The organism is Sphingomonas sp. GM_Shp_2 (genome assembly GCF_026540875.1).
Taxonomy (GTDB): domain Bacteria; phylum Pseudomonadota; class Alphaproteobacteria; order Sphingomonadales; family Sphingomonadaceae; genus Sphingomonas; species Sphingomonas carotinifaciens.
In genome coordinates this window covers 12311-37440 of sequence record NZ_JALNUQ010000034.1, presented here as the reverse complement: position 1 = coordinate 37440, position 25130 = coordinate 12311, and the positions used below count along the sequence as shown (strand labels likewise).

The following is a 25130-nucleotide window of genomic DNA, read 5'->3' as shown; positions in this document are numbered from 1 at the left end:
CGGGTGCCCGTCACGCTGCCGCCGGGGCCGGCCGCCTGAACTGGTAGGTGGGCCATGTCTTCGGACACCATCCCTTGTGTGGGCACGCGCAATTTGCCGGCCAAAAAAATATTTTGCCTCTTGCGCTTCGCGAACCCCGCAGACATCCATGCGTCGCACCGGACGGGGCCGCATCGCCCCCCGGAACCGATGCTCGTCTCACCGCTTATCCTCTTGCGAGCCTGACGCAGATTATACACAAGCACTGGTATAAGACGCGAGGGGCCCACCCAAGCTCTGGTATGAACACGGTCGATCCATGATGGCTCGGCGGGGGTGTCGTGCGCGCGAAATGCGATGCATGATCTCTTTTTGTTCTAACAATCCAGCCGCTTGGGGTTAGACTGGGCAAACGCCACGAGTCGAACGAATTGAGAACAAGGAGCGGCTTCGCGATGGACTTCAGCCGGGACAGCGACATGACCACCGACACGATCGACAAGGGCCAGACCAGCATGGCGCTCGACACCACTCCTGCCCCCGCGGCAGCGGTGGCGGACAGCAAGGCGATTCGGCCCCAGCCCTATCCGGTCGAGGTCGATCACGCGCGCGACGCGAACCTGACCGATTTCGGCAAGGAGACGCTGAAGGACCGCTATCTGCTCCCGGGCGAGAGCTTCCAGGACCTGTTCGTCCGTGTCGCCTCCGCCTATGCCGATGACGCCGCCCATGCACAGCGGCTGTACGACTATATCTCGAAGCTGTGGTTCATGCCCGCCACCCCCGTTCTGTCGAACGGCGGCACCGGGCGCGGCCTGCCCATCTCCTGCTATCTGAACTCGGTTCCCGACAGCCTGAACGGCATCGTCGACACCTGGAACGAGAATGTGTGGCTGGCCTCGCGCGGCGGCGGCATCGGCACCTATTGGGGCAATGTCCGCGGCATCGGCGAGCCGGTCGGCCTGAACGGCAAGACCAGTGGCATCATCCCGTTCGTCCGGGTCATGGATTCGCTGACGCTGGCGATCAGCCAGGGATCGCTGCGCCGCGGCTCGGCCGCCTGCTATCTCGACATCTCGCATCCCGAGATCGAGGAGTTCCTGGAAATCCGCAAGCCCAGCGGCGACTTCAACCGCAAGGCGCTCAACCTCCATCACGGCGTCCTCATCCCCGACGCCTTCATGGAAGCGGTGCGCGACGGCGCCGAATGGCAGCTGAAGAGCCCCAAGACGGGCGAGGTCCGCGCCACCCTCGACGCGCGCTCGCTCTTCCAGAAGCTGGTCGAAACCCGCCTCCAGACCGGCGAGCCGTACATCGTCTTTGCCGATCACGTGAACTCGACCATGCCCAAGCATCATCGCGATCTGGGCCTGAAGGTCTCGACCTCGAACCTGTGCTCGGAAATCACGCTGCCGACCGGCGTCGATCACCTCGGCAACGACCGTACCGCGGTCTGCTGCCTGTCCTCGCTCAACCTGGAAACCTGGGACCAGTGGAAGGACGACAAGCAGTTCATCGAGGACGTGATGCGCTTCCTCGACAATGTGTTGCAGGACTATATCGACCGACACGAGCCGGGCATGGAGCGCGCCGCCTATTCCGCGGGGCGCGAGCGTTCGGTGGGCCTCGGCGTCATGGGCTTCCACTCCTTCCTCCAGGCGCGCGGCATCCCGTTCGAGGGCGCGATGGCCAAGTCGTGGAACCTGCGCATGTTCAAGCATGTCAACGCGCAGGTGAACCAGGCGTCGATGACGCTGGCGGTCGAGCGCGGGCCCTGCCCCGACGCCGCCGATGTCGGCGTGATGGAGCGTTTCTCGTGCAAGATGGCGATCGCGCCGACCGCGTCGATCTCGATCATCTGCGGCGGCACCAGCGCCTGCATCGAGCCGATCCCGGCCAATATCTACACCCACAAGACGCTTTCAGGCAGCTTCGCGGTCAAGAACCCGTATCTGGAAAAGCTGCTCAACCAGAAGAGCAAGAATTCCGAGGCGGTGTGGAGCTCGATCCTGGAACATGGCGGCTCGGTCCAGCATCTCGACTTCCTGACCCAGGAAGAAAAGGATGTGTACAAGACCAGCTTCGAGATCGACCAGCGCTGGCTGCTCGAACTGGCCGGTGACCGCACGCCGTTCATCGACCAGGCACAGTCGCTCAACCTGTTCATCCCGGCCGATGTCGAGAAGTGGGACCTGCTGATGCTCCACTTCCGCGCCTGGGAACTGGGCATCAAGTCGCTCTATTATCTGCGTTCCAAGTCCGTCCAGCGCGCCGGCTTCGCCGGTTCGGAAGGGTCGGGCGGCGTCGAGGCGGACAACACGATCGACAAGCCGAAGTTCGATCTGGGCGAGTCCACCGACTATGACGAATGCCTGGCGTGTCAGTGAGGTGATCGGGCGAGGGTAGCGGATTGCCCTCGCCCTGAACGCCTCTCCCATCGGGAGAGGAAGGGGCCCGCCCGGCAAGGCCGGGTGGGAAGGTGAGGGCGAGATGAAGCTCTACGATCAGCAACCGGGTGGCACGACCGTCAAAGCCCGTCAGCTTCGTCGCGAGGCCCCCGCGCCCGAACGGCCCCTGTTGCGCGCTGTGCGCGAAAGTCTTCCCGCTCTGAAATGGCGCCATCAGGTTCCTGTGGGCCCTTTTTATGCTGACATATTATGTTTTTCGGAACGTCTCGTGATCGAAGTCGATGGTGATACGCATGGCTTGACCGCCCCTGCCGATGGCTCGCGCGCGGCACTGATGGCGCGTGCCGGGTATCGCACACTTCGTGTCGCGAACGGCGACGTCACCAACAACCTTGCCGGCGTTCCCGCCCATATCGCGTCGCGTCTCGGTGTCGGGCATATGGCAAAGGAAAAGGGCGGCACCGCATGACCGGCACCGCCCTCACCCTTCCGCGGCCTGCCGGCCGCTCCCTCCCTCTCCCGGTGGGAGAGGGACGTGACGGATCACTCCGTCTCTTCGAACGTCACCGCTTCGGCGCCGTTGGCGGAGAGGCGGACCTTGCCGTCCTCGATATCCGCGACCAGGCCGACAGAGATGTAATGATGCTTGGCGCCCTGCCCGTCCTCGGTCTGCGGCGAATCGTTCTTCGTCAGCTTGATGCGGTCACCTTCGACATGGTCGACGGTGCCGACATGCGTGCCGTCCGCGCCGATGACTTCTGCGTGTTCCTGGATCTGGCTGATATCGACCATCGTTTTCCTCCTGTGATGGGTTCGACGTGCCAACGCACCGCACCCGAAATGGTGGCATCGTGACCGGCTGGGCGATCATGTATATCGTCGCCGGCGTGCTCGCCCTGGTCGGCGGCGCGCTGCTGCTGGCGCTCACCCGTCCGCAAAGCGCGGGCAAGGTCTATGCCTATCGCATGATCGGCATCATGGCGCTGGCCGGCGCCGCCTCGCTCGCCGCCTCCGCCGCGGCGCTCAAGGCATGGAGCATTGCGCCATGACCGCCACCCCCGTTTCCCGCGACGCCACCGGCGCCGCGCCTTCCTTCCCCTTCTTCGTACCGGAGTAATCCCATGTCCCTCCTTCAGGCCTCCAAGCAGTACAAGCCCTTCGAATACCCCTGGGCGTTCGAGTTCTGGAAGCGTCAGCAGCAGCTCCACTGGCTCCCCGAAGAGGTGCCGCTGGGCGAGGACTGCCGCGACTGGGCGCAGAAGCTGTCGGATCACGAGCGCAACCTGCTCACCCAGATCTTCCGCTTCTTCACCCAGGCCGATGTCGAGGTGCAGGACTGCTACCACGAGAAATATGGCCGCGTGTTCAAGCCGACCGAGATCAAGATGATGCTGACCGCGTTCAGCAACATGGAGACGGTGCACATCGCCGCCTACAGCCATCTGCTCGACACGATCGGCATGCCCGAAAGCGAGTATGGCGCCTTCCTCGAATATGCCGAGATGAAGGAAAAGCATGATTACATGCAGAATTTCGGCGTCGATTCGGACGAGGACATCGCCCGCACGCTGGCCATGTTCGGCGGCTTCACCGAGGGCGTTCAGCTGTTCGCCTCGTTCGCCATGCTGATGAACTTCCCGCGCTTCAACAAGATGAAGGGCATGGGCCAGATCGTTACTTGGTCGATCCGCGACGAAAGCCTGCACTGCGAGGGCATCATCAAGATGTTCCACACCTTCTGCCACGAGCGTCAGTGCCTGACCAAGGCGGTGAAGGACGACATCGCCGATGTCTGCCAGACGACGATCCGCCTGGAGGACAATTTTATCGACCTCGCCTTCGAAATGGGCCCGGTCGAGGGGATGAAGCCCAAGGAGATCAAGAAGTATATCCGCTACATCGCCGACTGGCGGATGGGCCAGCTCGGCCTGAAGCCGATCTACATGATCGACGAGCATCCCCTGCCCTGGCTCGCGCCGATGCTGAACGGCGTCGAGCACGCCAACTTCTTCGAGCAGCGCGCCACCGAATATTCCAAGGCCGCGACCAAGGGCCAGTGGAACGACGTGTGGGATTCGTTCGACAAGCGTCAAAAGGCCAAGGGCGCCAAGCCGGCGAACGAGGAAGCTCCCGCGGGCATGGGCGACATGTTCTCGCAAGCCGGGGTGGCTGCCGCGTAAGCGCTTTTTCTCAAGTTCCAGCGGGAGTGGCGCCAATGCTATTAGCATCTCCGTCACTCCCTACACTCTTTAGGAAGGAGACCCGCATGAGTACAGGCTAACCGCAGGCCAACATGACAAGGCGTGAAAACGGGCTATTGCACATAGACTTAACAGAACGCTCAACCGGAATACTGGAGGCTAGTAAGTTTTCTCTCGCAATCAGCAGGACAAACGATCGCCTGTAAGGTTGGATATATCCGGGATGATGGAGTTTGACATGACTTCACTAACCTTCTGGACGTCCATGGATCGCGACTTCATGTGGCGCTGGCACTGCTTTGACGGTAAGAATGTGGCGATGCATTCCACCGAGAGCTACTTCAATCGGTCTGATGCCGAGATTGCCATTGCTCAAGCAAAGCGTCAGATGATCCAGGCACTAGCCAGTTGAGCGGGCGGGCAATCACGTGATTGCCCGCCTTCAACCCAAAATATATAACTGGTCAACACCACCCCCGCCGCTTGCCCCCTGCATAGGGCCGCGCCAGCCCCTCCTCGACGAGTTGCGCGCCCAGCGACACGCCGTCGCGGCTGACCACCGCCAGCTTGCGCCCATATTTATCGCGCGCGCGGGGTTGCGGCTCCATCACGAACGGCCCTGCGCTCAACAGTTCGCGCATCCGCTCCGTCGCCGCCTCGCCCTTGCGCGCCTCGGCGGCGCAGCGGGGCGGGTGCGTTTCCGGCGTGTCGATGTCGGCGATGCGGATGGTATCGCCGCCCATGCGGAACGTGTCGCCATCGACGACGCAGTCCGCCCGTTCCCCCCGCCGGCAACGGACGAACCGGCCGCTCGCCGCCTCGCCCATCGGCGCCCACTGGCCCGGCCACAGGCGGCGCAGCATGCGTTCCAGATCGGTCACGCCGATCTCCCCCGCGACCGCATCGCCCACCTGCCGCCAGTCCGCGACATGCGGCAGAGCCAGCCCCAGCGCCAGTCCGATCAGGACGAGCCGCCCGTCACGCAGGAAACCACCCGACGAAACCCGCAAACCACTTCGTGCCATAACAATGCGTTAGGAGTCGGCCTGCGTCACGGCAACCAGCCTTAGCCGTGCATTTTCCGTGTCGGCGCATGGAAATCGGGTGGCTTGTTGGCAATCCACCTCAGGTAACGCGCCATATCCTCGCGCGCGCGCAGGGTTTCCAGGTCGGCGAAATGCCGCGCCAGATCCGCATTGGAGACGAGCGCATGGATGGTGCGGTGGCAGATCGGGTGCACCGGCACCGTCTCGCGTCCGCCCTCGCTCTTGGGCACGACATGGTGCCATTCCACCCGGCGACCCAGCATACGGCCGCACAGCGCGCACAGCCCGGCATCGGATGCCACCGCCGCCGCCCTCGCCTCCCCGGCCGCCAACGCCGCCTTGCGCTTCACCCGTCCGCTCATGCCGCCGATATGGGGTGGCGCACGCGCAAAAGAAAACGGGGCCCGGCACCTGGCCGGACCCCGCTGATGTACGCGGTACTGGTACGCTTTTACTGGATCGGTAACCGATCAGAAGTGTGCGACGAGGCCGGCCGTCGGGCGGAAGCTGTCCGCGTTGCCGAAGGTCGAAACTTCGACGCGGAAGCGCAGGCCCGAATTGCCGGTCAGACCGCCCAGGCCGATGTCCTTGGGGCCGACTTCGGCGCCGACGCCGTAGGTCATCGCGTGATAGTCGGGGCTGTTGTTGCCGAACCGGTCGAAGTTGACCCAGCGATAGCCGACCTTGCCGTAGAACAGGCCGCTGTCGCCCGAGCGGAAGCCGAAGCGGCCGGCGGCGCCGTAGCCCCAGTCGATCGCGCCGTCGACGCCCTTCATCACTTCACCCTCGGCGCCGACGAACACCGGACCCAGCGGAATGTTCGCGCCGACGATGCCGTTGACGATCGCGCCCTGCAGCTTGCGGCCGCCGATCGGCGTGTTGGGGATGCCGTGGCCGACGCGACGGTCGAAACCTTCCCAGCCGCCCATCACCGCCACATACGGCTCGAACCCGAACGCCTTGGTGCCGTCCGGCGCCGTCGCGGGGGCCGACGAGTCGGAATAGGTGTCCTGGGCCGCTGCGGGAACGGCGACGAACGCGGCCGCAATCGCGGCTGCGAGGGAAAGCTTACGCATGAGAGATACCCTTCTTCTTCTATTTGGGGGGCCGCGATCCAGTGTGCCGCGTGGCCCAGGACCCGCTTAACCGCGCAAACCGGCGGGAGTTGCACAAAGATGATCCCGGATGCGCGCCTTTTCCCCCGGTGTTGCTGCAACGCAACACTTCCTGTCACCTGGATTAACGAATTGCGGGCTTGCTGTGGCCGCGCCCCGGAACCGCCGCAAGAATGGCGGATTTGCGCCAATATTGAGGCAAATCAAGCCTGAGCTGTCGTCCTCACGGTCGCGCAGAATCGGCGCGGGGCATGCAGAGAAGCCACGCCCGCTATTGCGCCGCGATGTGACACTGTTGTGAAGACACGAAAAAGCCGGCGCTCCATCGGCTGGAACGCCGGCCCCGGCATTTCATATCGGATCAGGGACGCAGCGCGGCATCATCCTTGTCGTCGAGTTCGTCATCCTCGACGGTATCGGCGTCGAAATCGTCCTGAACGTCGTCCTCGTCGATATCGTCCTCGTCCATGGTCACCGTGGCGTCGCTTTCGCCCACCTCTTCGGAATCCATGTCCAGTTCGTCGATCGGCTCGTCCTCGGCATCGTCGTCGCCCAGATCGGGATCGACATCGGTCAGCAGCACGCCGTCGGTCGGGCCGTTGCGCGTCGCTTCCAGGATCTCGGCACGCTGGCTTTCGTCATAGCCTTCCTCGTCCCAGCCGTCGTCGCCCGTGCCCCGGCCCTGAACCTGATGTCCGCCCATGATCGACTCCTTCTCCACAACCCATGCAAATCGTGGAGGTCGAACGGCGGGGCGCCGGGCCGGGTTCCGTCAGCCCCGGCGGAAGACGTGGCCGCGCTCGGTGACGAACACCAGGGCGAAGGCGATCAGCCCCGCCACCAGGAAGCCCGCGACCAGCGGCACGGGCGTGCCATCGAACGCCTGACCGATCAGCGCACCGATCACCGATCCGAAGGTGATGCTGGTAAAGCCCTGCACGCTGGAGGCGGTGCCAGCGATCCCGCCCATATTCTCCATCGCCATCGCCGAGAAGTTGGACGTCGCGAGGCCGAAGCACGCCATGGTCAGGCCCTGGAGGATGCCGAACGCCCACAGCGTCTCGTGTCCCGTCCACACCACCGCCAGATGGATCGCCGACAGCAGGATCAGCGCGGTCACCGCACCATGGCTGATCAATCGCGTACCCAGCCGCATCACGATCTGCGAGTTGAGCAGGTTCGCCACCGCCATCGTCGCCGCGGTCGTCGCGAACACCACGGCCAGCAGTGCGGGCCGCCCGAACGTCTCCGCCATGATCTGCTGTACCGAGTTCAGATAACCGTACAGCGCTCCCATCAGCGCGGTGGAGGCCAGCGTATAGCCCAGCGACAGCCGGTCGCTCACCGTCTGCAACCAGCCGCGCGCGATCCGCCCCGGCGCGATCGCCAGCCGCCGTTCAGGGACCAGCGTCTCGGGCATGCGGATCGCGAACCACGCCAGCACCAGCGCGGCCAGGCCGGCGATCGCCCAGAAGATCACCCGCCACCGACCGAAGATCAGCATGAATTCGCCGAATGCGGGCGCCAGCACCGGCACCACCATGAACACCATGAAGGCGATCGACATCACCTTGGCCATGGCGCGCCCCTGGTAACAGTCGCGCACCAGCGCCACCGTCGCCACCCGCGTCGCCGCCACCGCCGCGCCCCCGCACACCCGCGCCGCCAGCAGCAGCGTGAAGCTGCCTGCCACCGCGGCCAGTGCATTGGCGATCACATAGCCGACCAGCGCACAGATCAGCACCCGCCGCCGCCCGAACCGATCCGCCAGAGGCCCATGCGCCAGTTGCGCGACGCCGAACCCGATCAGGAAGGCGGTGATGACGAACTGGCGGGCATTGGGGTCGCGCACATCCAGGCTGTCGCCGATCGCGGGCAGCGCAGGCAGCATCGAATCGATCCCCAGCGCCGCCAGCGCCATCAGCGCGGCGACCAGCAATACGAATTCGACAAAGCCGATCGGCGCGCCCGGACTGTCCGGCGCGGGATGCGAGGGGGAATCGGTCATGATCGCTGTCCATAGCGGCGCCGTGCGATGCGCGGAACCCGTCTCCGCGCGGCGCGGCACTACCGCTATCCGCCACCGCTCACACCGCCTATATGATGGGTTCAGGACGCTTTTTGTTTGGACAGGCTTTCATGCTCGATACGCCCACGGCCCAGGTGCCGATCCTCAGCCTCAACGATCAGGCCCGTGATCCCGATGGCTTCGCCGCCGATTTCGGTGGCTCGTTCGAACGCTTCGGCTTTGCCATCGTCGCCGATCACGGCATCCCACAGGATCTGATCGAGCGCGCCTGGGGCGAGACCCGCGCGCTGTTCGACCTGCCCGAGGACGAGAAGCGGGCATATCACGTTCCCGGCGGCGGCGGCGCGCGCGGCTATACGCCGTTCAAGACCGAGATCGCCAAGGATGCCAAGGTCGTCGACCTCAAGGAATTCTGGCATGTCGGCCGCGAGCTGCCCGCCGGGCACCGCTTCGCCGACCGGATGCCCGCCAATATCTGGCCGACCCGCCCGGAAGGGTTCAAGGATACCTTTGTCGAGCTGTTCGCCGCATTCGACCGCGCCGGCGACCGCCTGCTTTCCGCCATCGCCCGCCACCTGAAGCTGGCGCCGGACTGGTTCGACCCGGCGGTTCGCGACGGCAATTCGGTCCTGCGCCTGCTCCACTATCCCCCCATCCCCGCCGATGCCGAAGGGGTGCGCGCCGGCGCGCATGAGGACATCAACCTCATCACGCTGCTGCTCGGCGCGGAGGAGGCCGGCCTCGAACTGCTCGACCGCGATTCGGGCCAGTGGCTGTCGATCAAGCCACCGGAGGGCGCGATGGTGGTCAATGTCGGCGACATGCTGCAGCGCCTGACCAACCATGTCCTGCCCTCGACCACCCACCGCGTCGTCAACCCGCCGCCCGAGCGGCGCGGCCATTCGCGCTATTCGATGCCGTTCTTCCTGCATCCCGCGCCCGATTTCCTGATCGAAACGCTGCCCGGCACGATCACCGCGGACAATCCCAACCGCTACGAAACGCCGATCACCGCGCACGACTATCTCTACGAGCGCCTGGTCGAAATCGGCCTGATCAAGAAGTAAGCACATCCTGCCCCTCTCCCCTCCGGGGAGAGGGAGGGGCCCACTGCCGGCAGGCAGTGGGAGGGTGAGGGGCGGCCACGCAGCGCAACACGGCTTGCCCGCCCCTCTCCCGGCATATCAGCCCCGGAACAATCCCCCCAGCACGCCGCGCACCACCGCGCCCATCACACCGCCCCCGCCGGAGGCGCGTCGCCGCTTGCCGCCAAACACCTGCCGCCCGATCTCGTTGGCCACCTGCCGCCCCAGCGAAGAACTCGCCGCCCGCGCCGCACTGGTCGCCATCACGTCCCAGTTGGACCTGGCCCCACCCCGCTTCGCCTCCTTCGCCGCCTCTGCTTCCGCCCTGTCCGCCGCCGCAGAAGCCGCCGCCGCTTCCGCCTTGGCCGCCAGCATCTCTTCCGCCGACTCCCGATCGACCGCGACGTCGTACCGGTCGCCCACCGCATCGGTCGCCACCAGCACGCGCCGTTCCTCCGCCGTCACCGGCCCCACCCGACTGACCGGCGGCGCGATCAGCGTACGCGTGACGGGGGCCGGCGCGCCATCCGCCTGCAACAGCGAAACCAGCGCCTCGCCTACCTTCAGTTCGGTGATCGCGGTCGCGACATCCACGCCGGGACTGGCACGGAATGTCTCGGCGGCCGAGCGTACCGCGGCCTGATCGCGCGGGGTAAAGGCGCGCAACGCATGCTGCACCCGGTTGCCCAGCTGCCCCGCAATCCGCTCCGGCACATCGACGGGGTTCTGGGTGATGAAATACACGCCGACACCCTTTGACCGGATCAGCCGCACCACCTGCTCGATCTTTTCGATCAGCGCCGGCGGCGCATCGTCGAACAGCAGATGCGCCTCGTCGAAGAAGAAGACGAACACCGGCTTGTCGGGGTCGCCCACCTCCGGCAGTTGCTCGAACAGTTCGGACAGCAGCCACAGCAGGAACGTCGCATACAGCTTCGGGCTCGCCATCAACTGGTCCGCCGCCAATATGTTGACCACGCCCTGCCCCGCATCGTCGGTACGGATCAGGTCGGATAGCGCCAGCGCCGGCTCGCCAAAGAAATGCTCCGCCCCTTGCGCACGCAACTGCAGCAACGCGCGCTGGATCGCCCCCACCGATTGCTTGGACACATTGCCATAGGTCGCGGTCAGCTCGTCCGCCCTGGCGGCACACGCGGCCAGCATCGCCTGAAGATCGTCCAGGTCGAGCAGCAACAGCCCTTCCCGGTCCGCCAGATGGAAGGCGATGGTCAGCACCCCCTCCTGCACCGCGTTCAGGCCCATCATGCGGGCGAGCAGCACCGGCCCCATCTCGCTCGCCGTGGCGCGCACCGGATGTCCCTGCCGCCCGAACAGGTCCCAATATTGCACCGGCATCGCCGCATAGGCCCAGTCGGTCAGTCCCACCTCCGCCGCGCGGGTCGTGAAAGCACCGTGTGTCCTGGCGGTCGGCGATCCCGCCATGCCCAGCCCAGACAGGTCGCCTTTCACATCCGCGACGAAGCTCGGCACCCCGGCGCGTGCGAACCCCTCCACCATGCGCTGCAGCGTCACCGTCTTGCCCGTGCCCGTCGCACCGGCGATCAGGCCGTGCCGGTTGGCGCGGTGCAGGTCGAGGATCTGGGGCGTCGCCCCATCGGAGCCGAGGAAGATGCCGTCCATCGCGCCAGCCTATCGCGCCCGCCCCAAAAGAAAAGGACCGCCGCAGTTTCCTGCGACGGCCCCCTGTCTCGATGCCAAAGGCGTCTCGATGCCGGATGGCTTACTTGATCTTCACCGGGATCAGGCCGCGCTGACCACGCGCCCGCTGCACCAGCATCAGCACCTGCGTACGGCCGGCCGACTTGGCCTCGGCCACGACCCGCTGCACGTCCGCGGCGGCGCGCACCTGCGTACCATTAATCGCCGAGATCACGTCCCCGCGCTTCAGCTTGCCGGCCGCATCGCTCGACGGATCGACCGCGGCGACCACCACGCCCTGCACCGTCGAATCGACGCCCACCGCCCGCGCGATCGCCGGGGTCAGCGGCTGGACCGTCAGGCCGATGCCGTTGCCGGCTGCTGCCGGAACCTCTGCATCGTCATCGGATTCCGGGAAGGCATTGGCATCGCCACCGGCTAGCGCGGTCAGTTCCTCATTGGAGGGACGCACCGCCGCGGTCGCGGTCACCGTCACCGGCTTGCCGTTACGCAGCACGTCGAGGCGCACCTGCGAGCCAGGCTTCACGTTTGCGACGAGGTAAGAGAGCGTCGAGTCCGGGTTTACCGCCTGACCGTTTACCTTGGTCACGACATCGAACCCGCGCAGACCCGCCTTGGCCGCCGGACCATTCGGCTCGACACTGGCGATCACCTCGCCCTGGTTCTTGGGAATGCCCAGCGAGGCCGCAACATCGTCGGTGACGGGTCCGCCGATCGACACGCCCAGATACCCGCGCTCGATTTTCTCGCCGCGCCGCATCGTGTCGATGATCGGCTTGGCGTCCTCGGCCGGAATGGCGAAGCCGATGCCGATGTTGCCACCCGACTGCGAGAAGATCTGGCTGTTGATGCCGATGACGTTGCCGTTCATGTCAAACATCGGGCCGCCGGAATTGCCCTGGTTGATCGCCGCGTCGGTCTGGATGAAACGGTCGTTCGCACCGCCCTGCCCGGTCACGCGGTGCACCGCCGAGACGATGCCCGCCGTCACCGTCGAGTTCAGCCCGAACGGATTGCCGATCGCCACCACCCAGTCGCCGACCCGCGCCCGCGCCGAGTCGCCGAAGCGCACGAACGGCAGGTCGGTCGCCTGAATCTTGAGCAGCGCGAGGTCGGACGTTTCGTCACGCCCGATCACCTTGGCGGTATATTCCTTGCGATCGGGCAGCGTCACCGTGATCGAATCGACCTGCGCACCCTGCGCCGGGGCGATGACGTGGTTGTTGGTCACCACATAGCCGTCGGGCGAGATGATGAAGCCAGAGCCAAGCGAGGCACCCTCGCGCTTCTGCGGCGCACCGCCGCCGCCACCGCCGGGACCGCCCGGCCCGCCGAACTGGCCGAACAGGCCCTCGAACGGCGTGCCGGCGAACGGATTGGCCTGCGGGCGCACCGTGATCGACTGCTTGGTGGAGATGTTGACCACCGCCGGCTGCAACTTGGCGACCATGTCGGCGAAGCTCATCGGCGCGCCCTGGCGCGGGGCGACTGCCTGGATTGAACCGGGCTCGTTCTGCGCGACTTGGGCGTTGCCCGGCTGAAGCGCCAGGGTCGCGGTCGCACCGCCGAGAAGGAGCGCACTGGTAATGGCGTAGGCGTAACGCACGTCTAGGGTGTTCCTCTCAGATGAAGAATTCTGCAAACCGTGGCCTATTTGCCACGCTTCGGCTGAACCCTGCTTGAATATGAACGATTGGACAGCGGATCAGGTCCGATGCGGCCAAGAATTACGGCCGCCTCGTTCCGTCATCGCCCACGTCCCTCGAACTCCCTCAGATAACTGTTGTTTGGCGACATGATGATCGAGGTCGAACCCTCCGGCGCCGGTCGGCCATCGGCCCCGAACGTCCGGCGATAGGACTGCATCGCCCGGTAGAAGTCGTAGAAGTCGGCGTCCTTGCCGAACGCGCCGGCATAGATTCGCGCGGCCTCGGCGTCGGCCTCGGCGCGCACGATCTGCGCCTGCTTCTGCCCTTCGGCCGCGATGGTGATCGCCTCCTGCTGACGCGCGGACTGCATCCGGCGCAGCGCGCTCTGCAACGGCGTGCCCTGCGGCAGGTCGGCTTCCTTGATGCGCACATCGACGATCTGCACGCCATATTGCTGCGCCACGCGCTGCAACCCGTCCTGGATCGCGTCCATCACCCGCCCGCGCTCCGGGCTGAGCAGTTCGACGAAGCGCCGCTTGCCCAGTTCGTTGCGGAGCGCCGAGCCGAAGATCGGGCGAAGCTGGTTGGCGACGCCGTCCTCGCTGCCCGCCGTCGCCAGCATCAGCCGCGGATCGACCACCCGGAAGCGTGCGAACGCATCGACATTGACGCGCAACTGGTCGGTCGACAGCACCTGGGTGTTTTCCAGATCCAGGTCCAGCACCCGCTTCTCGACCCAGACGATCCGGTCGACAAAGGGCAGCCGCATGATCAGGCCGGCACCGGTCTGGCCCAGTTCCTGGCCCGGCTGGTACCGGTTGATGACGCGGATCGGCTGTTGCAGCCGGTATACCACCGCCTGCTTGGTTTCCGGCACGATCGCAAAGGTCGCCGCCGCCAGGATGACGGCCAGCAGCGCGATTACGCCGAGCACCACGGGGTTGCGGAGCGACAGGCCGTTCACTGGCCGCCCTCCTGCGCCGGGACCGGCGTCGTCGAGGCGGCATCAGGCACGCGCCGCGCCGTCGGGGGCAGCGGCAGGTACGGCACCACCCCGCCGGGCGTTTCCACGATCGTCTTGTCCGTCTTGGCCAGCACGGCCTCCATCGTATCGTAATACATGCGGCGGCGCGTCACTTCGGGCGCCAGCCGGTATTCGGCATACACCTTATCGAACGACGCGGCCTCGCCCTGCGCGGCGGCGATCACCTGTTGCCGGTACGACCGCGCCTGGTTCAGCGCGGCCGCCGCTTCCTGCTGTGCCGCCGTCACCTTGTTGAAGTCGTCGACGATCTGCGTCGGCGGCGTCGCCTGCTTGATCGACACGCCCTGCACCCGCACGCCCGACTTATACTGGTTGAGCAGGTCCTGGGTCAGGTCCTGCACCCGCTGCTCGATCGTCGTCCGGCCGGAGCCCAGCGCCTGTTCCAGCGTGGTGGTGGCGATCACCGCGCGCATCGCGCTTTCCGCAGCGGCGCGCACCGTCGCCTGCGGCTCGGCCAGCTGGAAGGTGAAGTCGCGCGGATTGGCGATGTCCCAGCGCACCGAATAGGTCAGGTCGACGATGTTCTGGTCGCCGGTCAGCGTCAGGTTCTCGCCCGACCCTTCCGGAAAATTCTCGGTACGGATCTTCTGGACGTCCAGCACGCGCACGCTGGCGATCGGGGCCGGCGGCGTGATCTGGATACCGGGCGACAGGATGCCGGCATAGCGCCCGAAATAGGTCACCACGCCGCGCTGCTGCGGCCCGATCGGGTGGATCGAGGTGTAAAGCACCCAGATGCCCAGGATGATCGCAACGCCGATCAGCCACAGCGCGCGGGCATTGGGCGATCCCGGCATGCCGCCAAAGCCGCCCCCGCCGCCGCCCGGCCCGCCGGAGCGGGCCTTGCGCAGGAACTCGTCCAGCGCGGTCGGCTTGGCACCGGTCCGCCGGCCGCCCGGCGGCACGGCCCAGGGATTACGCGGGCCACCGCCCGATCCGTTTCCATCCGATCCGCCACCCTCGTCGCCCGAGCCGCCCCAAGGGCCCTTCGGTGTCTCTGCGGCAAGGATCGGAGGGCGCTTCAACCAGCCCGGCAAGGTTCTCATGGGGACTGTATAGGAAGGGTCGCGCGACAAAAACAGTGCCAAGCGGGGACAAGCATCCTATCTGGCCGCCATGGCACTGATCGATGAAGTAAAGGCGGCGGTGGCCGCAGTGGCGGGCAAGCGCGCCGCGATCCGCATGGAGGGCACCAAAGCCGGCATCGTGCTGGACGCGACGGGGCTCGATGCGGGCGCGCGCGACCGGATGGAGGCCGACGTCCGCGCCGCCGCCAGGCGGCCGGGTGTCACCGAGGTGCGCGTCGTCGTCACCGCCGAGCGGATCGGCCGCAAGCTGATCGCGGTCGCCAGTGGCAAGGGCGGCGTCGGGAAGTCGACGCTGTCCGCCAATCTCGCCATCGCGCTCGCGCGTGCGGGGCGCCGGGTCGGGCTGGTCGATGCCGACATATACGGCCCCTCGCAGCCGCGCCTGATGGCGGCGGAGGGCACAAAGCCCGTGGCGCATGACGGCAAGCTGCAACCGGTTCCCACCCCTTACGGCGTGCCGCTTCTGTCGATGGGCCAGCTGGTGGAGGCCGACCGCGCGATCGCGTGGCGCGGGCCGATGGCGGCGGGCGCGCTCGGCCAGCTCGTCGACGGCGACTGGGGGGCCAGCGACACGCTGGTGCTCGACCTGCCGCCCGGCACCGGCGACGTGCAGCTCACCATGGTGCAGAAGCATCGCCCCGCCGGCGCGATCATCGTCTCCACCCCGCAGGATCTGGCGCTGATCGACGCGCGCCGCGCGATCGACCTGTTCGCCAAGGCCGGCATCCCGATCATCGGCCTGGTCGAGAACATGGCCGGCTATTGCTGCCCGCATTGCGGCGGCTTTTCCGACCCGTTCGGGCTCGGCGGTGCGGAGGCCGCCGCCAACGACCTCGACATCCCCTTTCTCGGCCGGGTGCCGCTCACCGTCGCGATCCGCACCGCATCGGATGCCGGCCGCCCGCCCGCGGCCGAGGCGGACGATATGGTGTTCGCGCCGATCGCCGCACAGGTGAACGCATGGCTTGCGCGCGCATGAAACCAATCCGGGGGTAACACGTTATGATGTCACCGGTCGTGCCCCCGCTGGGCACGAGCGGACCAGGTTTCCCCCGGTCGGGATGCATCCATGCCGCTGTCTGACGATGCCGAGATCAAGGCGCTGCTCGAAAGCGCCCGCACGATCGCGATGGTGGGTGCATCCGACCGCCCGGATCGCCCCTCCTATGGGGTGATGAAACGGCTCCAGGATCACGGATACCGCGTGATCCCGGTGAATCGGCAGATCACCGGCGAGCATGTCCACGGCGAATTCGTGTTTCGCGAACTCGCCCAGCTCGGCGACCCGATCGACATCGTCGACATCTTCCGCCGCCCCCAGGCCGCGGGCGAGGCGGTGGACGAGGCGATCGCCATCGGCGCCAAGGCGGTGTGGTTGCAACTGGGCGTCATCAACGAAGAGGCGGCCGCGCGTGCCGAGGCCGCCGGGCTGAAGGTCGTCATGGACCGCTGCCCGGCCATCGACATACCCCGTCTGGGGGTCGCCCCGATTACCGACGCAACCGGCAACTGATCCCCCGGGTTCAGATGTCGAGGTAGAGGGCTGGACGATAAGGGGGACAGGCGCCGATGATGACGGTGATGGCTTTGCTGCTGCTGAGCTTCCAAACCGGTGACGCGATCGGCGCCGCCCTGCCCTCCCACGACCTCCCCCGCCGCGACCTGATGCGGCATGCCGGCACCCGCCTCAGCGCCGCCTGCAAAGGTCCGGACTGCGGTACCGAGCCCACCCGTTCCCCCTTCCGCCTCGACGATGACGATGCGCTCGATCCCGATGCCAAGGCCCGCGCGATCGGCGATGACGGCAGCCGCTGCTCGGTCGTCGGCGCCCGCGTCTGCACCCGCAAGCCGCGCACGCTGCTCCGTGCAGAATTGACCAACTGAGCCGATCGCGCTGGCACAATGATCCCGAACCGGGCATGATCGACGCCGGTTTGGGAGGATCGGCGATGCTGGCACTGGGTCTCGTCCTGATGATGCTGCAGGACGCACAGGGGATGATGGCACAGGCAGCCGCCAGGCTATCCCCGGAACGCCGCTGCATCCACGATCCGCACAGCACCGACATCACCGTTTGCGGCCTGCGCAACGCCGATCGCTTTCGCGTGCCCTTCACCATCAACGATCCCGGCGACCCCCGCCGTCAACCCGTCCGTGTCGAGCGGGAGGCACTGCTCGCGCGCACCAATCCGATCCAGGAGAAAAGCCCCTTCCTCGTCGGCGGCGGCATGGCCGGGGTCAGTGCCACGGTCGGCGGCGACGGGTCCGTGCACGGCGCCACGCTGCGCAAGCCCGCGCCATGATCCTGCTCGCCGCGCTTGTCCTGCTCCAGCAGCAGCCCGCCACCAGCGCCAGCAGCGCGCCCGAGAAGAGCAGTTGGTCGATCCTCGCCGGCTGTCCCGGTACGCAGGCCAAAGGGCAGGAGATCGTCATCTGCCGCGAGCGCGAACCGGATTGGGGCCCGTCCGACCGCCCCGCCCCCTCCAACCCCAAGGTCGACGGGGCCGGTGCCCTCGCCGCTGCGGCAACGCCCTGCGCCGCATCGCAATGGGGATGCCAGACGGGCGTCATGCTGCCGATCGCCCCGGTGATCGGCGCGCTCGCCTCCGCGATCCGCAGCGCCGCCGCGCCCAAGCCGGACAAGAGAGGCCGGGTCGCCATCCCGTTGGAAGATCCGCCCCTTCCCCCGCTGCAACCCTGAGGCTCCGCCCATGCCCGTCCTTGCCGCCCTGCTCCTGATCCAGACGGCGGCCACCCCGCTGCCCGCCGCCGATGCGCCGAAAAGCTGGTCGATCCTCAATCCGGATCCCTGCCCCCGCACCGAGGGCGCCGATATCCTCGTCTGTGCGCGCCGTTCCGCCGACGATCGCCTGCCGCTGCCCGACGAGCGCGCACCCGTCGGCCCGCTCGCCTCCAATCCCTATCTCACCGGCGAAGGCGCGCTGGGCGCCGCGGCCGCACCCTGCGTCGCACGGCTGGAAGGCTGCCAGGTCGGCTTCAACATCCTCGGTCCCGGCGTCGCCGCCGCGCGCTTGGTTGCCAAGCTGATCGACCCGACCGACGATTGCTGCGCCCCCGGCGAAGAGGGCGATCCCCTCGCGCTCGTTCGCGATATCGTCGCCGAGGTGAAGCGCCCCCGCGCCTCCAAGGCCGAGAAGGCCCGGCGCATTCCGATCCCGCTCGACTGATCGACAACTCGGAACGGTTGAGGCAGGCCGCAATCCGCCGTCGTTGCCATTTTTCGAACATCGGGTTTGCACCCTGGCATCCACCCCGCTACGCTTCTGCGCAAAGGATGAGGATGCCAAGGGCATGGCGCTGGATGCCGATATTTTCGACGCGCTGATCGCGCAGCTACGCCGCTTCGTTGCCGAGCGCCTGCGCCCGCTGGAGGCGCAGGTCGAGGCGGACGACGCCGTGCCGGCGCATATCATTGCCGAAATGAAGGCGATGGGCCTGTTCGGCATGTCGATCGCGCCGGAACATGGTGGCCTCGGCCTCACCATGGCGGAGGAGGCGCGCGTTGCGATCGAGATGGGCCGCACGACGCCTGCCTTCCGCTCCGCCTTCGGCACCAATGTCGGCATCGGCAGCCAGGGTCTCGTCATCGCCGGTTCGCCCGAGCAGCAGGAAACATGGCTGCCCCGCATCGCCAGTGGCGAGATCATCACCAGCTTTGCGCTGACCGAGCCGGACATCGGCTCCGATTCCGGTGCGGTAAAGGCGCGCGCGGTGCGCGACGGCGACGTGTACCGCCTGTCGGGCACCAAGCGTTACATCACCAATGCCGACCGTGCCGACCTGTTCACCGTCATGGCGCGCACCGGCGACGATCCGGGCGCGCGTGGCGTATCCGCCTTTCTCGTCCCCCGCGACCTGCCCGGCATCACCATCGGCACACCCGAAAAGAAGATGGGCCAGCGCGGCGCAAAGGTCGCCGACGTCACCTTTGACGACGTGCCCGTCCCCGTCGCCAACCGGCTCGGCGCGGAAGGCGAAGGGTTTCGCATCGCCATGCGCGTCCTCGACCGCGGGCGCCTGCACATCGCCGCGGTCTGCGTCGGCGTTGCCGAACGGCTGATCGCCGATTGCGTCGCCTATGCCTCGGACCGCCGCCAGTTCGGCCAGCCGATCGCGCAGCATCAACTCGTCCAGGCGATGCTGGCGGACTCCAAGACCGAGGCGCTCGCCGCCCGCGCCCTTGTTCTCGATACCGCCGCCGCCAAGGATCGGGGCGAGGATGTCGTGCTCGAATCCGCCGCCGCCAAATATTATGCCTCGGAAATGGTCGGTCGCGTCGCGGACCGGGCGGTGCAGATCTTCGGCGGCGCCGGCTATATCGCGGATTACGGCATCGAGCGGCTGTACCGCGATGTTCGCCTGTTCCGCATCTACGAGGGCACCAGCCAGATCCAGCAGCTCATCATCGCCCGCGAGACGCTCAAGCGCGGCGGCTGATCCCCGGAGGACACCCATCATGGACACCACCACCCTGTTCCGCCTCGACGGTCGCGTCGCTCTTGTCACCGGCGGCTCGCGCGGCATCGGCCGGATGATCGCCGCCGGCTTCGCCGCACAGGGCGCGCGCGTCTATATCGCCTCGCGCAAGGCCGAGGCGTGCGAGGAAGCCGCCGCAGCGATCGGCGGGGATACCCACCCCCTGCCCGCCGACGTTTCCACGATCGAGGGTTGCCGCGCGCTCGCCGCCGAGATCGCGGCACGCGAGGGCCGGCTCGACATCCTCGTCAACAATGCCGGTGCCGCCTGGGGCATGGCGTTCGAGGAGTTTCCGGAGACCGGCTGGGACAAGGTAATGACGCTCAACGTCAAATCCCCCTTCTTCCTTACCCAGGCGCTGCATCCGATGCTCAAGGCCGCGGGCGCCGCGGGTCCGCTTGCCAAGGTGATCAACATCACGTCGATCGACGGCCAGCGGCTGAACGGCTGGGAAACCTACAGCTATCAGGCGTCGAAGGCGGCGTTGATCCACCTCACCCGCCGCCTGGCCGCCCGCCTGATCCGCGACCGCATCGTCGTCTCCTCCCTCGCCCCCGGCGCCTTCCCCAGCGACATGAACAAGGCCGCCCGCGACCACGGCGACGCGGTCGCCCAGGCGATCCCCGCCGGCCGCATTGGCGAGCCCGAGGACATGGCCGGCGCCGCCATCTATCTGGCGTCGCGCGCCGGGGACTATGTGGTGGGCGAGACGCTGACCGTCGACGGCGGCCTGGTCAACGCCGCGATCGGCACCCGCATCGACGCCTGAGGCAAAAGGCCGCCGGCCCGTCCCAAGCATTCGTTCGCCCCGACCACCCGTTCGCCCCGACCACCCGTTCGCCCCGACCACCCGTTCGCCCCGACCACCCGTTCGCCCCAACCACCCGTTCGTCTCGAGTAGCCGTCGAGTAGCGGCGCAGCCGCGTATCGAGACGGCGTATCGAGAGACCGATCGCCGCCTCAAGACGAACGCACCAACGCCCCGCCCGCATCGTCACTTGGCGGGCGGCACCTTGGTGATCCGGCTACCCGCCACCTGCCAGACCGAATTGTCGGACGTGGCGACGACCAGCGGCAATCCCAGATTGTACGACGCAAAGACATGAAGTTCCGACGGCGTCGGCTCCAACAGGTAATTCACCGTCAACGCCACCGGCGCGGCGCCCTTGGGCAGCTTCGCCAGCGGCACCGACAGGCAACTGACGCTGTACGGCCGCTTTGCCAACACCGCGCCGTCCGGCCCGACCACGACCCGGAAATGGCCCCCGATCGGATAATGCTGCGCATCCTTTTGCGGGGTCAGCAGATAGACTGCGGTCGGCCCGTCCTTGCCCAGCGGCAGTACCACCGTGTTGAACGGGGCCGACGTACACGGCTTGTACCCGCGCTCGACCGCAGCCTTTGCCGCCACGTCGCGTGCCCGCGCCAGCATCGCCTGTGCAGGCGTCAGCGGTGTCGGCGCGGCCAGCATGGTGCTCGCGGTCACCTTGCCACCCCGCACATCCGCCACGAAGAACGCCCGCGCCGCATCGCCCGTGCCCATATAATAGGTCACGTGCAGCACCTCCCCCTCGCCGGGCTCCACCACATAGCCGCCGACGCCGGCCAGCTTGTCCTTTGACACCTTCGCCAGCAGCGCATCGGTGCTGACCCAGGCCGCACGGTCAAAGGTGTAGAGCATCCGCCCCAGCCATGCGACCTGATCCAGCCGCCGTGCGTCACCAGCCGGTGCGGCCGGTGCGGCCGGTGCGGTCGGTGTGGTCGGTGTGGTCGGTGTGGTCGGGGGCGCCGCCTGCGCCTGCGGCACCGCCAACAGCATCAGCACCGTGTTCAGCATCCCCATTCCCACTTCCCTCCCCAGGCGCCCCCACGCTCGCCGATGCGTGCAGCCCCGGCAAGCGCAAAAAGCGCTGTCCTACACGCCCCCGCCTGGCATAGCCTCGCGTCATGCCAGCCTGCTCCCCCGCCGCACACCGTCCGCAGATCACGATTGCAAAAATGGTAAGTGGACACGGCATGGGGGATGTAGTGTCCACTTCCAGCCTGATTGCCCGGACCGACCGCCCATGACCCCGCCCGACTCGCGCTCCCCCGCCGAACTCACGCTGCGCGGTATCGCGCTCGGCGGGCTCATCACGCTGCTCTTCACCGCCGCGAACGTCTATCTCGGGCTGAAGGTCGGGCTGACCTTTGCCACCTCGATCCCGGCCGCGGTCATCTCGATGGCGATCCTGCGCTACCTGCCCGGCGCGACGATCCTGGAAAACAACATCGTCCAGACCGTCGCCTCCGCCGCCGGCACGCTGGCGGCGATCATCTTCGTCCTGCCCGGCCTCGTCATGATCGGCTGGTGGAACGGCTTCCCCTTCCTGCTCACCGCCGGCATCACCATGACCGGCGGCATATTGGGGGTGATGTTCTCGGTACCCTTGCGCCGCGCGCTGGTGGTGGACACCACGCTTCCCTATCCCGAGGGCCGCGCCGCCGCCGAGGTGCTCAAGATCGGCGCCGGCAGCCGCGAGGGCGAGGCGGAAAGCGCACGCGGCCTGCGCATCATCCTCGTCAACGCGCTCGTCTCGGCCGGGTTCGCCATCCTCACCCAGACGCGCCTCGCCGTCGCGGAGGCCGCCTTGTGGTTCCGCGCCGGCCCCGGCGCCACCGGCATCGCGGGCGGACTGTCCTTCGCGCTGATCGGCGCGGGCCACCTGGTCGGCCTGTCGGTCGGGCTCGCCATGTTCGCCGGCGTCGTCATCGGCTGGTGGATCGCGCTGCCCATCCTCACCGCCATGGCGCCCTCCACCGGCAGCGTCGCCGAATGGGCGGGCGGCGTGTTCAGCCGCGACGTGCGCTTCCTCGGCGCGGGCGTCATCGGCGTCGCCGCGATCTGGACGCTGCTGCGTATCATCGGGCCCGTGCTGCGCGGCATCCGCGCCTCCGTCGCCGCCTCGCAGGCCCGGCGCAGCGGCACCATTCTCGACATGTCCGAACGCGACCTGCCGATCGGCCTCGTCGCCCTCATCTCGCTCGGCCTGCTCGTCCCGATCGCCGCACTTTTGTGGAGCGTGGTGGCGGCGGGCCCCTTGGCGGGCGCCGCGATCCCGCTGATCGCGGGCGCGCTGCTGTTCGTGCTGGTCATCGGCCTCGTGATCGCGGCGGTCTGCGGCTATATGGCCGGACTGATCGGTGCATCGAACAGCCCGGTATCGGGCATCGGCATCCTATCGGTACTGGCCGCCGCGCTGCTGCTCGTCGGCCTGTTCGGCCGCGGCACCCCGCCGGAGACGACGCAGGCGCTCGTCGCCTATGCCCTCATCGTCACCGGCATCGTCTTCGGCGTGGCGACGATCTCCAACGACAATCTTCAGGACCTGAAGACCGGGCAACTGGTCGGCGCCACCCCCTGGAAACAACAGGTGGCACTCGTCATCGGCGTCGTTTTCGGCAGCATCGTAGTGCCGCCCGTGCTGGAGCTGTTGAACGGCACGCTGGGCTTCGCCGGTGCACCCGGCGCCGGCCCCAACGCGCTCCCCGCTCCGCAGGCCGCCTTGATCTCGGCCCTTGCCAAGGGCGTGCTGGGCGGCGACCTCAACTGGACGATGATCGGCATCGGTGCCGCGATCGGCGTCGCGGTGATCGCGCTCGACGAGGGGCTGGGCCGCGCCCGCCTGCTCCGCCTGCCGCCGCTCGGCATCGGGCTCGGCATCTATCTGCCCATGTCGGTGACCTTGCCGGTCGTGCTGGGTGCGGTGATCGGCTGGGTCTATGACCGCTGGGCGCTGCGCCAGCGCGATCCGGAGGCGGCGGTCCGCATGGGCGTGCTGACCGCCACCGGCATGATCGTCGGCGAAAGCCTGTGGGGCGTCGCCTTCGCGGTCATCGTCTATGCGACCGGCTCGGATGCGCCGCTGGCGCTGGTCGGCGACGATTTCGCCGCCGTGGCCCTGCCGGCCGGCACGCTCGTCTTTCTCGCATTGGTCGGGGCGCTCTACCGCTTCACGCGGCGGAGCGTCCGTCTCACATCGCCGCCAGCAGCTCGCTGATCGCCACAAAGGCGAAGCCGATCGAGCTGTCCGCGATGCCGTACGGCAGGAACAGCGAATCGCCATGCCGGATCGCGCCGCAGGAATAGACGACGTTGGGCACATAGCCCTCCCGGTCCTGGTCCTTGGCCGCCAGGATCGGCTCGCGCGTCCGGCCCAGCACCTTGGACGGATCGTTCTTGTCGAGCAGCGCCGCCCCGATCGAATATTTGCGCATCGCGCCGACGCCGTGGGTCAGCAGCAGCCAGCCCTCGTCGATCTCGATCGGCGGTCCGCAATTGCCGATCTGCACCAGCTCCCACGGGAAGACCGGGGTCAGGATCTTCTCGCCCTCGTCCCAGTGCGTCAGGCTGTCGGACTTCAGCAGGAACAGGTTTTCGCCGTCCTGCCGGCCCATCATCATATATTGCCCGCCGATCTTGCGCGGGAACAGCGCCATGCCCTTGTTGCGAGACGCCGAGCCGGTCATCGGCACCAGGTCGAAGGCACGGAAATCCTTGGTCCGCATCAGCTCCGACTGGATCTCGGAGCCATTATAGGCGGTATAGGTCCCGATCCACTCGAACGTGCCGTCCTCATGCTCGAACCGCACGATCCGCATGTCCTCCAGCCCCTTGGACTGGGCCTTGGTGATCGGGAAGATGACGGTGCCGGACAGCGTCGAATCGCGGTGGCGATAGACCGTCACCTGCCCCGTCGGCACCTCGTTCTCGCCCGCGCCCACCACGTCGGTCGCGGTGGCGAAGGGCGGCTCGGGCGCCAGCTTCAACTGGTTCTGGTCGGTGATGATGCCTTCGCGAAACGCGACGGACGAGATATGCCCCTCGCCCACCGCGCGCATCGACATCAGGATGCGCTGCGATCCCGGTGGCATGCCCGACTGGTCGAAATGCGGCACCGCACTGGGGTTCATCAGCGCGGCGGCGGCATAGCTGTATTCGTGGCAGAAATAGGCACCGATCAGCTGGCGCTTCTCGTCGCCGATGGTGCTGCCGTCCAGCCCCAGCAGGTCCTCGATCTGGTCGTAGCGCGTCATGAACACGCGCCGCGTCTGCCAATGCCGCGCCTCGAAATCCTTCAACACGATTTCGAGCTGGTTGCGGGCCTCCTCGGCGGACATTTCCAGCACTTCGGCGACCAGCCGCTCGGTGCGGCTGGGTGGCGCGCCGATGCCGCCCGCCCAGGCGATGTGAAAGGGCCGCACCACGACGCGGGAAGGATCGGCGTGCAGGCGCAGCCGGTGGTTGAACAGATCCATCGTGCTTTCG

At 67.1% G+C, this 25130-nt stretch carries 27 protein-coding genes; 15 read left to right on the top strand and 12 right to left on the bottom strand.

Features of this window, described 5'->3' with window-relative positions; genetic code table 11:
* The first annotated feature begins 434 nt into the window (after positions 1-434).
* Both OXR08_RS12315 and OXR08_RS12310 read left to right on the top strand, forming a co-directional pair.
* The gene (locus OXR08_RS12315; protein WP_112381264.1) at positions 435-2366 is read left to right on the top strand and encodes a ribonucleoside-diphosphate reductase subunit alpha; all 1932 of its coding nucleotides are present in this window, start codon (positions 435-437) and stop codon (positions 2364-2366) included.
* Between the two features lie 103 nt (positions 2367-2469).
* Entirely contained in the window at positions 2470-2856 is a 387-nt protein-coding gene (locus tag OXR08_RS12310) for a DUF559 domain-containing protein (RefSeq protein ID WP_267350229.1), read from the top strand.
* Between the two features lie 74 nt (positions 2857-2930).
* Here the strand turns inward: OXR08_RS12310 and OXR08_RS12305 are convergent, their stop codons facing one another.
* Entirely contained in the window at positions 2931-3179 is a 249-nt protein-coding gene (locus OXR08_RS12305; RefSeq protein WP_112381266.1) for a DUF2171 domain-containing protein, read from the bottom strand.
* 59 nt (positions 3180-3238) lie between these two features.
* Here OXR08_RS12305 and OXR08_RS12300 point away from each other — a divergent pair, with 59 nt between their 5' ends.
* The 3 genes from OXR08_RS12300 to OXR08_RS12290 all read left to right on the top strand — a co-directional run bounded on the left by OXR08_RS12300 (position 3239) and on the right by OXR08_RS12290 (position 5000).
* The gene (locus OXR08_RS12300; RefSeq protein WP_267350227.1) at positions 3239-3436 is read left to right on the top strand and encodes a hypothetical protein; all 198 of its coding nucleotides are present in this window, start codon (positions 3239-3241) and stop codon (positions 3434-3436) included.
* A gap of 72 nt (positions 3437-3508) precedes the next feature.
* Complete coding sequence (locus OXR08_RS12295) at positions 3509-4567, top strand: ribonucleotide-diphosphate reductase subunit beta (RefSeq protein ID WP_149680988.1); 1059 nt, start codon at positions 3509-3511, stop codon at positions 4565-4567.
* Between the two features lie 244 nt (positions 4568-4811).
* Positions 4812-5000, top strand: a complete 189-nt coding sequence (locus OXR08_RS12290) for a hypothetical protein (RefSeq protein ID WP_149680989.1) — start codon at positions 4812-4814, stop codon at positions 4998-5000.
* 52 nt (positions 5001-5052) lie between these two features.
* On the opposite strand, the gene OXR08_RS12285 is transcribed toward OXR08_RS12290, so the two are convergent.
* From OXR08_RS12285 to OXR08_RS12265, 5 genes are all read right to left on the bottom strand, one after another.
* Positions 5053-5613, bottom strand: coding sequence for a thermonuclease family protein (locus OXR08_RS12285; protein WP_267350224.1), 561 nt, complete (start codon positions 5611-5613; stop codon positions 5053-5055).
* Between the two features lie 41 nt (positions 5614-5654).
* Complete coding sequence (locus OXR08_RS12280) at positions 5655-5897, bottom strand: HNH endonuclease (protein ID WP_267350242.1); 243 nt, start codon at positions 5895-5897, stop codon at positions 5655-5657.
* 207 nt (positions 5898-6104) lie between these two features.
* Positions 6105-6710, bottom strand: a complete 606-nt coding sequence (locus OXR08_RS12275; RefSeq protein WP_267350222.1) for an opacity protein — start codon at positions 6708-6710, stop codon at positions 6105-6107.
* A gap of 400 nt (positions 6711-7110) precedes the next feature.
* The gene (locus tag OXR08_RS12270) at positions 7111-7452 is read right to left on the bottom strand and encodes a DNA primase (protein ID WP_112381753.1); all 342 of its coding nucleotides are present in this window, start codon (positions 7450-7452) and stop codon (positions 7111-7113) included.
* A 69-nt stretch (positions 7453-7521) separates the two neighbouring features.
* Positions 7522-8757, bottom strand: coding sequence for a multidrug effflux MFS transporter (locus tag OXR08_RS12265; protein ID WP_267350221.1), 1236 nt, complete (start codon positions 8755-8757; stop codon positions 7522-7524).
* Between the two features lie 131 nt (positions 8758-8888).
* Here OXR08_RS12265 and OXR08_RS12260 point away from each other — a divergent pair, with 131 nt between their 5' ends.
* Entirely contained in the window at positions 8889-9845 is a 957-nt protein-coding gene (locus tag OXR08_RS12260) for a 2-oxoglutarate and iron-dependent oxygenase domain-containing protein (RefSeq protein ID WP_267350219.1), read from the top strand.
* 117 nt (positions 9846-9962) lie between these two features.
* Here the strand turns inward: OXR08_RS12260 and OXR08_RS12255 are convergent, their stop codons facing one another.
* The 4 genes from OXR08_RS12255 to OXR08_RS12240 form a co-directional block, all read right to left on the bottom strand.
* Positions 9963-11504: a helicase HerA-like domain-containing protein gene (locus OXR08_RS12255; protein ID WP_267350217.1), complete on the bottom strand. Its 1542-nt coding sequence runs from the start codon at positions 11502-11504 to the stop codon at positions 9963-9965.
* Positions 11505-11604: 100 nt separating this feature from the next.
* Positions 11605-13149, bottom strand: a complete 1545-nt coding sequence (locus OXR08_RS12250; protein ID WP_267350216.1) for a Do family serine endopeptidase — start codon at positions 13147-13149, stop codon at positions 11605-11607.
* Positions 13150-13289: 140 nt separating this feature from the next.
* Entirely contained in the window at positions 13290-14156 is an 867-nt protein-coding gene (locus OXR08_RS12245; protein WP_174236578.1) for a protease modulator HflC, read from the bottom strand.
* Positions 14153-15283: a protease modulator HflK gene (locus tag OXR08_RS12240; RefSeq protein ID WP_267350212.1), complete on the bottom strand. Its 1131-nt coding sequence runs from the start codon at positions 15281-15283 to the stop codon at positions 14153-14155. The genes OXR08_RS12245 and OXR08_RS12240 overlap by 4 nt, the downstream gene beginning before the upstream one ends.
* Positions 15284-15353: 70 nt before the next feature.
* On the opposite strand from OXR08_RS12240, the gene OXR08_RS12235 reads away from it, so the two are divergent.
* From OXR08_RS12235 to OXR08_RS12200, 8 genes are all read left to right on the top strand, one after another.
* A complete protein-coding gene (locus OXR08_RS12235) occupies positions 15354-16304 on the top strand; it encodes an Mrp/NBP35 family ATP-binding protein (RefSeq protein WP_267350210.1) in 951 nt (316 codons plus the stop codon).
* Positions 16305-16394: 90 nt separating this feature from the next.
* Entirely contained in the window at positions 16395-16838 is a 444-nt protein-coding gene (locus tag OXR08_RS12230) for a CoA-binding protein (protein WP_267350208.1), read from the top strand.
* 56 nt (positions 16839-16894) lie between these two features.
* Positions 16895-17209 carry a hypothetical protein gene (locus OXR08_RS12225; RefSeq protein ID WP_267350206.1) on the top strand — a complete coding sequence of 105 codons (315 nt, stop codon included), beginning with the start codon at positions 16895-16897 and terminating at the stop codon, positions 17207-17209.
* Between the two features lie 35 nt (positions 17210-17244).
* Entirely contained in the window at positions 17245-17628 is a 384-nt protein-coding gene (locus OXR08_RS12220) for a hypothetical protein (RefSeq protein WP_267350204.1), read from the top strand.
* Positions 17625-18026 (top strand): hypothetical protein, encoded by a 402-nt coding sequence (locus OXR08_RS12215; protein WP_267350202.1) that lies wholly within the window; start codon positions 17625-17627, stop codon positions 18024-18026. The genes OXR08_RS12220 and OXR08_RS12215 overlap by 4 nt, the downstream gene beginning before the upstream one ends.
* A gap of 10 nt (positions 18027-18036) precedes the next feature.
* On the top strand, positions 18037-18513 hold the full coding sequence (locus OXR08_RS12210; protein ID WP_267350200.1) for a hypothetical protein: 477 nt from the start codon (positions 18037-18039) through the stop codon (positions 18511-18513).
* Positions 18514-18637: 124 nt separating this feature from the next.
* The gene (locus OXR08_RS12205; RefSeq protein ID WP_267350198.1) at positions 18638-19783 is read left to right on the top strand and encodes an acyl-CoA dehydrogenase family protein; all 1146 of its coding nucleotides are present in this window, start codon (positions 18638-18640) and stop codon (positions 19781-19783) included.
* 19 nt (positions 19784-19802) lie between these two features.
* The gene (locus OXR08_RS12200; protein WP_267350197.1) at positions 19803-20591 is read left to right on the top strand and encodes an SDR family oxidoreductase; all 789 of its coding nucleotides are present in this window, start codon (positions 19803-19805) and stop codon (positions 20589-20591) included.
* Between the two features lie 225 nt (positions 20592-20816).
* Here the strand turns inward: OXR08_RS12200 and OXR08_RS12195 are convergent, their stop codons facing one another.
* Positions 20817-21665 carry a hypothetical protein gene (locus OXR08_RS12195; protein WP_267350194.1) on the bottom strand — a complete coding sequence of 283 codons (849 nt, stop codon included), beginning with the start codon at positions 21663-21665 and terminating at the stop codon, positions 20817-20819.
* 223 nt (positions 21666-21888) lie between these two features.
* Here OXR08_RS12195 and OXR08_RS12190 point away from each other — a divergent pair, with 223 nt between their 5' ends.
* Positions 21889-23862 (top strand): oligopeptide transporter, OPT family, encoded by a 1974-nt coding sequence (locus OXR08_RS12190; RefSeq protein ID WP_267350193.1) that lies wholly within the window; start codon positions 21889-21891, stop codon positions 23860-23862.
* Here OXR08_RS12190 and OXR08_RS12185 read toward each other — a convergent pair.
* A complete protein-coding gene (locus OXR08_RS12185; protein ID WP_267350192.1) occupies positions 23837-25120 on the bottom strand; it encodes a glycoside hydrolase family 130 protein in 1284 nt (427 codons plus the stop codon). The two genes, OXR08_RS12190 and OXR08_RS12185, sit on opposite strands and share 26 nt — an antisense overlap.
* Between the last annotated feature and the right edge of the window lie 10 nt (positions 25121-25130).